Genomic DNA, 8,361 nt, shown 5'->3' on the forward strand with positions numbered 1-8,361 from the left:
TTCCTCGAATCATCTGCCGGACACCTCGAGAAGGCGGATAGGCTCTGGCGGGTTGAGGCGGCCTCGGACGCGCGAGCACTGGCAGCCACGGTCGGGGCAATCGGGGCGAGGGCGCTCACGGAAGCGCGTGAACCGAACTGCTGTTCAGTGTCGTATGCATGGCGGCAGTCAAGCCTTCCGGTACGCGGGGGTGCACCCGGCTGTTTCGTTTGGACGGGACGCAAGTGGCAGGCGAGTGCCGCCGCCCTGAGGAACCTGTCAACACGCTCCTCGGCTGTCTCTGCCACTGCCTCCAAAGCCGCACGAAGCACGACGCCGGCCAAGCCTTCGCGAATCACCGGCACTCGCCGCATCAACCCTGAAGTTCACCTTCAGCGACCTGAGACGACTTGCACTTTCTGTGAAGATCTATAGGATCCGGACCCGTCGCCCCCTTGTTGCCCGCATATTCACCGAGCCGATCGCACGCCGCGGCCGGTTCAGGGCTCCGCGGGCGCCCGGCACGTAGCCGTCGATGCCCTCCCCTCCCTCGCGCGAGAGGTCGTCACTTGGGCCGGGACGCTGGCCCCGTGGGAAGCGAGCCGAGCAGTGCTGCGGTGCACTCTTCGGCGAGATCCTCGGCGTGCACAGGGAGGGGATCACTGGTCCGGAGGTGACGGCGGACCAGCGAGAGGGGCAGGTCGACTACGGCAAGCAGGACACGTTCGGTGGCCTGCGGGCTGGCAGCGCCCAGGTCGGCTGCGAGGGAAGCCAGAGCGGCGTGCACGCGCCGGTCGTCGCGGTCCGCGCGCAGGAGGTGTTCCTGGGACCAATCGGCGCGCCCGAAGTCCTCGGCGCCGTAGAGCAGGACGGTAGCCTCCTGTGGGTGTGCGCGGCTCCAGGCGACGACCTGGCGCGCCGCCGCGCACGCTGCCTCCCGCGCGTCGGCGCGTGCAGCGATGGCTTCGAAGTAGCCCCGCTGAAAGCTCTCTACCGTCCGTAGCCACACCTCGGCGAGCAACGTGCTTCGTCTGGGAAAGCGGTGGTATACCGACCCGCTCGGGGCGCCCACCTCCGCAGCGACCGCGGACATCGTCACCGCGGCCGGGCCGGCTGTCGCAGCCAGGCGCACGGCGGCGTCGAGAAGCTGATTCGTATCGAAGCGGGGTGGCCTGGCCATAAGTTGGAGAGTACTCTCTAGATATTAGAGACCATCATCTAGAACGAGCTCGGGGAGGACGTAATGGGCGTCTACAACGTGCACGAGCGCCTTCTGCCCGCCAACCGAAGGGAGGTGGGAGCGCTGATAGACACCCTGGCGAGCGGCACCGACAAGCTGTGGCCGAAGGGAGGATGGCCGACGATGCGGCTCGACCGCCCCTTGGAAGCCGGTGCGGCCGGAGGGCACGGGCCGGTCCGCTACACCGTCGCCGCCTACGTCCCATCGCAATGGGTGCGCTTCACTTTCAACGGGCCGCGCGGCTTCCATGGCTTTCACGAATACGCCACCTTCGCTGTCGATCAGGAGCACACACTGCTCCGCCACACCCTCGCCATGGACGCCCACGGCCCAGCCCGCCTCACATGGCCGCTCATCTTCCGCCCCTTCCATGACGCCTGCCTTGAAGACAGCCTCGACCGTGCCGAACTGGCCTGCACGGGCGCGGTGGCTCGCCCGGCGCACTGGAGCCGCTACGTGCGCCTATTGCGCAAACTTATGCGCTGAGACGGGCAGGCAGGCGCAGTACACACATCGACCGCATCAAAAGGCGGGGCGAGAACGGTAAGGGGGTAGGCGCTCTCCTGGACGGTTGTCCTGCTTAAACGGTACGCGTGCCGGACCGATGAAGCCGCCCTTCTGTCCGCAGGGGGCTCCCCCCGTAGCGAAGACCCCGTTTTCCTTGCAGGGTCTCTCTTTGCGGGGGCGCGTTGAAGCTACCCGCGGGGCGCTGCCCGCGCTGGTGTCGGCCGCTCCGCGCGAGCGGGTCACGCCGAGCCGGCGGCATACCTTCGCGAACTCCTTCGCCGCGCACTGGGTGGACAAAACCGGTGATCATAACACCTCGTAGTGGGAGGCGGAGTGATCGGGAAACGGCGAGCGCTTCGACATCGTTCGAATGATGATCATCCACTGTGCCAAGATGTGGGGCCATCAGAAACGATCAAGGCGGCGGCATTGCTACGGATCACTCTGGACGCTGATGCGTTGGCTGCTACGCGCTTCGCGGTCTCCCCCCTTATGCAGGCCGCTGTGGCGCTGCATCCCATGGCTGCATCGACCAAGTACGTCCGTGGAGGCCCCACGCCGCTTGACGTCGACCGATCCCTTGATCGGCGGCGTCTGTACATCATCCCAGCTCTACGTGCCCAGATCGGCCCATACACCCCGGACTTCTTGACACCGGGACCACTGGCCGAGCCGGCGCACGACGTTGACGCGGAGCTGCACCGAGTCGCCACCACGCCGGCTGACGTTGTCGGCCGCCAGATGCACCGGCTCTTCGACACGGCTGTTCAGCATCCAAACGGGAACGATGAAGCCCTCATGACGCTGCGACGGTTTCTCGACCGAGGCGAGCATGACTTCGCCGAGCGCGCCGCGCAGGAGATGGCTGACTTTTGGAGCTGCTGTCTCACCCATGTCTGGCCCCGGCTTCAAGCACATGCCAACGCCGATCTCGAACATCGGGCAATGGAGGCCGTCAGTGCGGGCCTGGGTGCGGCACTCAGCTCGTTGCACCCGGCTGTCACCTACCAGTCAGGAAGTCTCTACCTCGCGGACAGCAGAGCCCTCGATGTCACTACCGCCAGGCCACTCAGCCTGTTCCCCTCAAGCCTGGCCGCCAGCTGGCTGCTCAGCGTGGATCCGTGGGACGAGCGCGGACCCTATCTGATCTATCCGGCCCGCCCGCGCCGAAGCAAGGCAGTTCGCACCACAAGGCAGGCCGCCATCCACCCGCCTAACGCGCCCTTCGCCCAGGTCATCGGCCACTCCCGGCTCACTCTCCTCGATGATCTGCAGCTGCCCAGGACCACGACAGAGCTCGCCGATCGTCATTTCATGAGTGCTTCCACGGTCTCGTATCACCTCACCCGTCTGCACCGTGCTGGCCTGCTGACGAGAAGCCGATCAGCGCACCGCGTTTACTACCGGCGTACGCCGCAGGCAGACCTGATGTTCCATCCGTCAGAATCCCTCACTCGTGGAAGCACCGAGAGCACCCTCAGCGCGGTGGTCTCGGCCTGAGTAGCCAGACCGCAGGCCCATCAGGCGAGTTGGCGGACCCGAAGTCCTCGACGTAGAGGAGGAGGGCGGCCTCCTGTGGGTGTGCACGGCTCCAGACTATGACGTGGTGCGCCGCCGCACACCCCCCTCACGCGCTGTCGGCATGCTCCTCGATGGCCTCGAAGTAGCCCCGCTGAAGGCTTCGCTGCTGTACGCCACCACATCGCTCTGCGAGCAGCGATCTTCGTCTGGGGAAGCGGTGGTACACCGACCCGCCCGATGGTTCGAATCGAAGCACGGTGGTCTGGGCGCAATTTAGAGAGTACTCTCTATAATATTAGAGACCATCATCTAGAACGAGCTCGGGGAGGACGTAATGGGCGTCTACAACGTGCACGAGCGCCTTCTGCCCGCCAACCGAAGGGAGGTGGGAGCGCTGATAGACACTCTGGCGAGCGGCACCGACAAGCTGTGGCCGAAGGGAGGACGGCCGACGATGCGGCTCGACCGCCCCTTGGAAGCCGGTGCGGCCGGAGGGCACGGGCCGGTCCGCTACACCGTCGCCGCCTACGTCCCATCGCAATGGGTGCGCTTCACTCTCAACGGGCCGCGCGGCTTCCATGACTTTCACGAATACGCCACCTTCGCTGTCGATCAGGAGCACACACTGCTCCGCCACACCCTCGCCATGGACGCCCACGGCCCAGCCCGCCTCACGCTTGGAGAACACATATGAACGGCCTCGCCCGATGGGTGCCGCGATTGATAATCGCGACGGCTGTGCTCCACTTCGCCTGGGCCTTCGCCCAGCCGAACTCCTGGTCCGACATCCTCCATGACGGCTTCGTCGCCACCGCCGTCGACCCAGACACGGACGGATTCGACGCCCGCGAGGCGACCGTGTGGTTCATGACCGCCGGCCTGGCGTTCCTGGCCCTGGGCACCCTGGCCCAGCATGTGGTCCGGGCGACCGGATCTCTTCCCCCACAGGTCGGGTGGTACTTACTGGGGATCGGGATACCGCTGTGCGCCATCTACTTTCCTGCCACTGGCAGTTGGTCGATGCCCGTCGTCGGTGTGCTCGCGTTGATCGCGGCTCGAGAGCCGGGCCGGAAGTACCGGCGGACCGGTTGCTGGCGCCCGCGCGGCATGCGACGACCGGGCGCAGCGCCGTCCGTCCAGGCCGCCGCCCGTTCCGCGCCTATCCTCGCCCCGGAGCCCGAAGCAGGTCCCGACGATGTCGTCCCGTCATAGCCTGCAGACGGTTCTCCTGCTGCTCGCTCTGATCGTCGTCGGCACCGGCACGCTTGATGTCAGCCCCGGGCTGGCCGCGCTCTCGGGACACCCCGCGGTAAGCGCGACCGTAAACGGCAAGTACCGGTTCCTGGCGGGCCTGCGGATCGCTCTCGGCGTCGTCCTCGACCTCGTCGTATCCGTCCGCACGAGCCGGCACAGCGGACACCGAAGGGCCGTCCAGATCGACGACGGTGTCCTCGCGATGCCCATCGGCGACTCCACCACGCTGAGCGTCACTCTGCGCGAGCCCTATCCTGTCGCGCCCAAATCCGGGAAGCCGCTGCAGGAGGTACGGGAGATCCGGTTTGCCGCCGACAGCACCCGGGAGGCCGTTCGCGTCCTCACCGCCAACTGATCCCTGCAGCTCTGCTCCGCCCGTCAGGGCAGGCTGGCTTCCGTGCCGGCGGCGCCGTCTTCACCGCCGGCGCGTCGGCGGTCCGCGTTGCGTTGTGGATCTTCGGTTGGGCTGCTCTGACTGTTGCGCGATCTGTGATGAGGTCTCAGGGCAGGGTGACGTGGCCCCTTGCTCGTACCTGATGAGAATCCCCCTGACCGAGACGGTCTGGAACACAGCAGAGCCGTGCCGCGGCTGACGGGAGCGAGAGCGCGAGCCGGTTGCCGACGAGGTGGCGCGGGAAACCCGTGCAGTCCCGGCGCCTGATCGCTCCCAGAGTAACTACAGAGCAACGTCCGCGACGTTTGCCAATAAGCGCGCTGAGTTGCCAACTGCGATGCATCGTCACAGTCGTCATGCCTCCCACCGTACGGACGGCGGGCGCTCTGCTCTGTCCCCAAGTGATCCATGGTCCCTGGAGGTATGAGCGATCACGAGCAGCAGCCGCCGGCCCCGCGCCGGGGCAAGGTCCTGGGCGCCCCCGCTCGGGCGGAGCGGAAGATGTTTACCCGCCCTGCGACGAAATCCGCAAAGGCGCAGGTGAAATTCCTCCTCACGCGGGCGAAGGGGTCGACCAAGGCCCTGGCGGAGCGCCTGGGCGTCTCGCGCCGCACAGTGGAGCGCTACCGCGCCGGGAAGCTGACGACCCCGCAGAAGCGCCTGCAGGCCGCCCTGGTGGAGGAGACCGAATTCGAGTGGCAACCGCAGGTCAGAGCAGGGCGCGCGAGCAGGCAGCCACCTCCGGCGGCATGATGGTGGAGGTGACGGCCTACTTCGGATTCACCTGCACGGGCAGCTCGGACGACGGCCGCATCCGCACCATCACCACCCCGATCTCACCCACCTACGCGAAGCAAATCCTCGAACTGCAGGAGGCCGGAGCGACGGAGGAAGGCCTGCATCCAATCGTAGCGGGGGCCATCACCGAGTCGTATTTCACGGAATGGGGCACCCGGGCCGATGACCTGCGCGCGAATTTCACGCACGCCCAGTCCATAGATTTCCAGTTCAGACACGGACGAATTCCTGGCCTGCTATAAAAAGCGTTGAGCCGAAGCATGATAGCTGTCACATCGGCAGGGTTGTTGTCACCGACGCTGCTGTGTGACTGTGCGCTTCAGCTGACAACTGGGCGGTCGAGTTGGCGGTCAGCATGCTGACGTGCGGGTTTCGTCGGGCTGGCTTTCATGAATCGGGTCACCATCGTGCGCGCAGCACGCCGTCGCTGTCGGGTAGAACGGCTTGGAGCAGTGGACTGCGTTCGTCGGTGTAGAGGGGCAGGGCACGGGCCGCTCGCGCGTCGGCCACCAGGGCAGCGAGCTCCTGGTACTCGGTCTCATCGACGACCACGTCTCTGATCGTTCCATCCTTCGTCTCCCAGACGAACTCAATGTGCCATTCGGACGGCAGCGCGGTCAGGACCGCGCCGACGTCGGGTTGCAGGTCGGGCCAGACGGTCAGCAGAGCGCGCGGGCCGAGACCGGCGCGCACCGCGTTGAGGTTTTCCGTGGTGAGACGGTGCCAGCGTGTGGCGTTGACGATGGGGGTCTCCTCCAGGAGCAGGCCTTGTCGCGCCGCCAACTCGGTGCGCACCAACGCCCAGAAGCCTTCGTCGGCGGCCTCTGTCACCTCTGGTTCCGCGGCGTAGGGGGAAGCCTCTACCGGTTCCGCGAAGAGGCCGAGTTCCCGCGTACGGGCCACGGCGTCCGTGCAGGGCTGGTCGCTGCCCACGTACACGTACTGGTCCCATCCGACGTGCACGGCGAAAGCGTCTCCCGCCTCCAGCCGGCACCAGGCGCCCTGCTCACGGAGCATGACGCGGATCAGCTCCAGGGCCACCGCCAGGCAGACCTCGGCCCCGTCGTGGTAACCGGTGAGGTCAGCCGGGAAGAGCCCGCTGAGACCGTGCCCCTCGACCGCCGGCTGGGCACCGAGGTGGACGAGCCCGGCGACAGAGGGCTCACGGATCTCCAGCCGGTCAATGCCCGCAGCTTCCGCGAACGCGGAGATCGCCTCCAGATACGCGGCCTCGACCGGCCCGTGGTCGCTGACCGCCTCCTCCGCGCCCCGGTAGCTGCCGTGTTCGTCACGGTCGGCGGGGTCGTACTTCGTGATCCGGTGAACGAAGGCAGGCGGCACGCTACTCCTAGACAGGGTGGAAGGTAGCGCCAGCGTAGGTCCCGGGCCGAACTCGCAGTTCCTAATTCCGCTGCACAGCCCGACAGATTCAGTGCTCAGTCACAGTGTGCGATGCCGTTGGGCTGCACGGGTGATCGTCCGCTGCCACCAAATCATCAGCCCCGCGACCGGCAAGGTGGTGCCGGAGCACCCGGGCATCCGGGTGGGGGCGGACTACCCGGTACTGGAGATCATTACCTCGGCGAATCGCGTGCTGCTGCGCATCCCTGAGCGGTTCGACACCAGCACCGACCGGGACAGCCCCGGATTGTGGGACGCGGCCATGTGCACCGTCGTCAGCGAGCGGATGCCGAGTTGCTGGGTGGCCGTCTTGGAGGGCGGATCCCTGACGCTGGCGCCCCCGGAGTGGCAGCGTCCCGGCTTCTGGGAGGACTACTTCGATGCTGAGCCGGCCGCGGTCGCCCAGTATGACCGGAGACGAGCGGAAATCATCGCTCAGGCGTAGCGAAGGTAGCGGCCACCCTCGGCTAGGGGGCTTCGTTTGGATCAGCCCGGGTCCGCGACGCCCGGCACGGCACCTCGCCGCGTTGTCGGACCACCCGAGTACGCCCAGTACGCGGGTGATCCTCCGCCTTGCGATGCACCGCACCATGCGCCGCGGCCTGATCCGACCTGATCCAAACGAAACCCCCTAGTCAGCGCTCAGCTACCCGCCGGAGCCGTTGTCGATTGCCTTGGCCAGGTGCCTGGCGTGGTCTTCGAGCAGTGGCTTGAGGGCTCCGTAGTAGGGCTGGTGGTCAGCTTTGCGGAGCCAGTGGAGCACGTTGTGTCGCTCCCGGGTCCAGACAGCGCGTAGTGCTGGGTCGGGTGCGATGTGTGGTGGGCATGGGGCGAAGTCAGGCTCGCCTTCGGTGACCCGGGTCCAGATGTAGGAGCTGACGGCCAGGCGCCTGCGGTCGTCGCTGATGGATCTTCAGATGGCTTGTGAGAACCGAAAGCTGGGCGAGTATGCGCTGCCAGTTCTCGGGTTCCAGCGTCCAGGAGGCGAGGGCTTCGCGTCGGTGCTGGTAGTCGATGACGGGGCCCGCGAGGAGTTCGGCGGTGATGGCGTCGAGGGCTTGTTCGAAGTCGCGGGCCGTGCCGCGGGTGCGGAGGTGGTGGTTCAGCAGGATCTTGTGCTGGAGCGCGAGGCGGGATCAACCGGCTCAAGCGCCACCGGGCCGTCGCCACCCGATACGACTGTGAGGATGTTGGGGTGCCGCCTTGGGTGGTGGTCTGGCCCGCGATACGACTGGCCCTGGTGCCTTGCGTTTGATCTGCCGGCTGC

General features: G+C 66.7%; 11 protein-coding genes and 1 pseudogene. 9 read left to right on the forward strand and 3 right to left on the reverse strand.

Annotated features, from left to right (window positions below; genetic code table 11):
• Window positions 1–544: 544 nt before the first annotated feature.
• The gene (locus ACZ7DL_RS09400; RefSeq protein WP_470772749.1) at window positions 545–1,159 is read right to left on the reverse strand and encodes a TetR/AcrR family transcriptional regulator; all 615 of its coding nucleotides are present in this window, start codon (window positions 1,157–1,159) and stop codon (window positions 545–547) included.
• Between the two features lie 63 nt (window positions 1,160–1,222).
• Between ACZ7DL_RS09400 and ACZ7DL_RS09405 the strand changes: the two genes are divergently transcribed.
• Entirely contained in the window at window positions 1,223–1,705 is a 483-nt protein-coding gene (locus tag ACZ7DL_RS09405) for an SRPBCC family protein (protein WP_470772751.1), read from the forward strand.
• A gap of 166 nt (window positions 1,706–1,871) precedes the next feature.
• Here ACZ7DL_RS09405 and ACZ7DL_RS09410 read toward each other — a convergent pair.
• A pseudogene (locus ACZ7DL_RS09410) lies at window positions 1,872–2,014 on the reverse strand (IS3-like element ISRhosp5 family transposase); the annotation flags it as partial.
• Between the two features lie 216 nt (window positions 2,015–2,230).
• Between ACZ7DL_RS09410 and ACZ7DL_RS09415 the strand changes: the two are divergent.
• From ACZ7DL_RS09415 to ACZ7DL_RS09440, 6 genes are all read left to right on the forward strand, one after another.
• Window positions 2,231–3,226 (forward strand): ArsR/SmtB family transcription factor, encoded by a 996-nt coding sequence (locus ACZ7DL_RS09415; protein WP_470772753.1) that lies wholly within the window; start codon window positions 2,231–2,233, stop codon window positions 3,224–3,226.
• Window positions 3,227–3,581: 355 nt separating this feature from the next.
• A complete protein-coding gene (locus tag ACZ7DL_RS09420; protein ID WP_470772755.1) occupies window positions 3,582–3,941 on the forward strand; it encodes an SRPBCC family protein in 360 nt (119 codons plus the stop codon).
• Window positions 3,938–4,459 carry a DUF6463 family protein gene (locus ACZ7DL_RS09425; protein ID WP_470772757.1) on the forward strand — a complete coding sequence of 174 codons (522 nt, stop codon included), beginning with the start codon at window positions 3,938–3,940 and terminating at the stop codon, window positions 4,457–4,459. The genes ACZ7DL_RS09420 and ACZ7DL_RS09425 overlap by 4 nt, the downstream gene beginning before the upstream one ends.
• Window positions 4,443–4,856, forward strand: coding sequence for a hypothetical protein (locus ACZ7DL_RS09430; protein WP_470772759.1), 414 nt, complete (start codon window positions 4,443–4,445; stop codon window positions 4,854–4,856). Before ACZ7DL_RS09425 ends, ACZ7DL_RS09430 begins: the two co-directional genes overlap by 17 nt.
• Before the next feature lie 462 nt (window positions 4,857–5,318).
• Window positions 5,319–5,648, forward strand: a complete 330-nt coding sequence (locus ACZ7DL_RS09435; protein WP_470772761.1) for a hypothetical protein — start codon at window positions 5,319–5,321, stop codon at window positions 5,646–5,648.
• A gap of 8 nt (window positions 5,649–5,656) precedes the next feature.
• On the forward strand, window positions 5,657–5,935 hold the full coding sequence (locus tag ACZ7DL_RS09440) for a hypothetical protein (RefSeq protein WP_470772763.1): 279 nt from the start codon (window positions 5,657–5,659) through the stop codon (window positions 5,933–5,935).
• Between the two features lie 157 nt (window positions 5,936–6,092).
• Here the strand turns inward: ACZ7DL_RS09440 and ACZ7DL_RS09445 are convergent, their stop codons facing one another.
• Window positions 6,093–7,034 carry an RNA-binding protein gene (locus ACZ7DL_RS09445; RefSeq protein ID WP_470772765.1) on the reverse strand — a complete coding sequence of 314 codons (942 nt, stop codon included), beginning with the start codon at window positions 7,032–7,034 and terminating at the stop codon, window positions 6,093–6,095.
• A gap of 130 nt (window positions 7,035–7,164) precedes the next feature.
• On the opposite strand from ACZ7DL_RS09445, the gene ACZ7DL_RS09450 reads away from it, so the two are divergent.
• The gene (locus ACZ7DL_RS09450; RefSeq protein WP_470772767.1) at window positions 7,165–7,539 is read left to right on the forward strand and encodes a hypothetical protein; all 375 of its coding nucleotides are present in this window, start codon (window positions 7,165–7,167) and stop codon (window positions 7,537–7,539) included.
• A 460-nt stretch (window positions 7,540–7,999) separates the two neighbouring features.
• The coding region (locus ACZ7DL_RS09455; protein WP_470772769.1) for a hypothetical protein at window positions 8,000–8,361 on the forward strand (362 nt) is incomplete at its 3' end.

The sequence above is a fragment of the Streptomyces sp. NPDC036984 genome, from assembly GCF_055607665.1.